Origin of the sequence: Haloarcula sp. S1AR25-4 (genome assembly GCF_031624555.1) — an archaeon.
GTDB classification, from domain to species: domain Archaea; phylum Halobacteriota; class Halobacteria; order Halobacteriales; family Haloarculaceae; genus Haloarcula; species Haloarcula pellucida.
The window spans coordinates 1-1,477 of sequence record NZ_JAMQOR010000018.1 but is presented as its reverse complement, the minus strand read 5'-3'; the positions used below and the strand labels follow the sequence as shown (position 1 = coordinate 1,477).

Annotated in this window: 2 protein-coding genes and 1 pseudogene; all 3 read right to left on the bottom strand. The window is 59.5% G+C overall.

Annotated elements, in window-relative coordinates; translation table 11 throughout:
• Nucleotides 1-214: pseudogene (locus NDI85_RS22200) on the bottom strand (hypothetical protein); the annotation flags it as partial.
• Nucleotides 215-269: 55 nt separating this feature from the next.
• A complete protein-coding gene (locus tag NDI85_RS22195; RefSeq protein WP_310917079.1) occupies nucleotides 270-995 on the bottom strand; it encodes an ABC transporter ATP-binding protein in 726 nt (241 codons plus the stop codon).
• A 124-nt stretch (nucleotides 996-1,119) separates the two neighbouring features.
• On the bottom strand, nucleotides 1,120-1,416 hold the full coding sequence (locus NDI85_RS22190) for a hypothetical protein (RefSeq protein ID WP_310917078.1): 297 nt from the start codon (nucleotides 1,414-1,416) through the stop codon (nucleotides 1,120-1,122).
• Nucleotides 1,417-1,477: the final 61 nt, after the last annotated feature.

Here is a 1,477-nt window from a genome sequence, read left to right as displayed (position 1 = left end):
ACCCGGTCTGAACGAGCCGTCGGTCAGCCTCCCGGGCACTGATCATCTGGACCAGTCCCATCAGCCCGGCGATGATGGCGACGCCGAAGATCGCGCCGAGGACGCGCCCGAGATCGAGCGGAATCGCCTCGACGGTCGACATCGACGGTAGCCCCGCCATCGCCTGTCCCCACCCCTCGATGACCACGAGCGGCAGCACCAGCGCGAGGACCACGTTCAGGGGCGTCCTGAGGAACGTCCTAACGTTTGATCGAACGCCCACGGCGAACCTATTCATCGTCTCCCTTTCGGTCGCTCCTGAGTTCGCTCACGGTCTCTTCGTCGGTCACGTCGTGGACCAGACCATCCCGCACCTCGAAGACGCGGTCGAGACGGCTTCGTTCCTCGATGAGGTGAGAGATCATGACGACAGCAGTGCCGTCGTCTGCGAGGTCCTGAGCCATGTCCCAAAACCGCAGGTAGGTCTCCCAGTCGAACCCGGTGTAGGGTTCGTCGAGCATGAGAACGTCCGGGTCGTGCATCAACGCGATGCTGAGGTTGACCTTCTGTCGGTTCCCGCCGCTGAGCTGGTCAACTCGGTAATCGAGGTACCGTTCGAAGTCGAGTTCGTCCGCCAGTCGCCGTTTCGCCGCGTCGATCTCCTCGCGACTCATCCCGTACCCCGCGCCGAACAGTCGGAACGTTTCTGAGACGGTCAACCGATCGTAGAGCAGGGGCTCCTGCGGACACCAGCCGACGGTTCCATGCCGTTGGACCGTGCCCGCGTCGTGGTCGAGAACCCCGACGAGAATCTTCATCAGCGTGGACTTGCCCGACCCAATCTCGCCGACGACGCCGACGATCTCGCCAGCATGGACCTCGATATCCGCACCGGTGAGAACGGGTGTCGACCGTCCCAACGGGAGTCGTGACCCGTAGGTTTTCTCGAGGGCGTTGCCTCGAACGAGCGTCTTGCTACCACCGAGCGTCTCCGTGGGCGCCGTGGTCGTGTCCATACGTAGAAAGACGTTCTACTCATTCAATCGAATTGTTGTTAAGAATCGAAAGTTAACTCCGTCAAAGTACCCAGAGATCGGGTTGTATCCCGAAGAGAGCAATGGGTAGCCAACGATTTGGCATTCATTTTGTCTCCAAACAGGAGTAGACTTGGTCGGTAACCGTGATGAAGATCAGCCACCTATCAGGCGCCGAGCATAGCGTTGATGCGGCTTGCGAGTTAACGTTCGAGTATCCATGGTTCAGTGCTACATCTGTGACTCGGAATGCGCTCGCGACGACGAGGTGTTCGTCTGCGAGCACTGCGGGATCTCCTGCCACCGACACTGTATGGAGAAATACGACACCGATGTCTGCCCGAAGTGCGTCGGCGAGCCGATGATCGGTGCGATCGAGTTCTAGTTGGTCCTTGTCACTCACACACCGCCTTCAGCCCGGAGGTGGAGTATATCGATGGTCAGCTGGCGAAATACGTTTTTGA

Coding starts and splice junctions, on each gene's coding strand:
- NDI85_RS22195 (WP_310917079.1), bottom strand. CDS start 995: ATGGACACGACCACGGCGCCCACGGAGACGCTCGGTGGTAGCAAGACG.